The 241-nt window shown below is 72.6% G+C and carries 1 protein-coding gene; it reads right to left on the bottom strand.

The genetic code is table 11. The annotated features are described in order from the left end of the window. Positions 1-241: hypothetical protein (locus ACKRDP_RS10045; RefSeq protein ID WP_489685593.1), on the bottom strand; the 241-nt coding region annotated here is incomplete at both ends.

Raw genomic sequence — 241 nt, 5'->3', positions numbered from 1 at the left:
GCTCAGGACCCGCACCACGTCGTCCCAGTTATGCTGGGGCCGCAGCCGCCGCACGATCGGCAGCCAGCTTTGCGCCGAGGCGATAAGGTCGCCGACATAGACGCTGTCCCGGGCCGCCGCAACGGCGCGGATGCTTTCCGGCCGGCGCTCGCGCAGACCCGGATTGCCTGGCAGGCGGCCGCGCGCCTTGGCGGCGGCTATTCCGGCCTTCGTGCGCTCGGCGATGAGCGCGCGCTCCAAC

Origin of the sequence: Pampinifervens navoyensis, from assembly GCF_046159715.1 — a bacterium.
In the GTDB taxonomy this organism is placed as follows: Bacteria; Aquificota; Aquificia; order Aquificales; family Aquificaceae; genus Pampinifervens.
The sequence above is the reverse complement of the archived record's forward strand: the minus strand, read 5'-3'. Positions and strand labels throughout refer to the sequence as shown.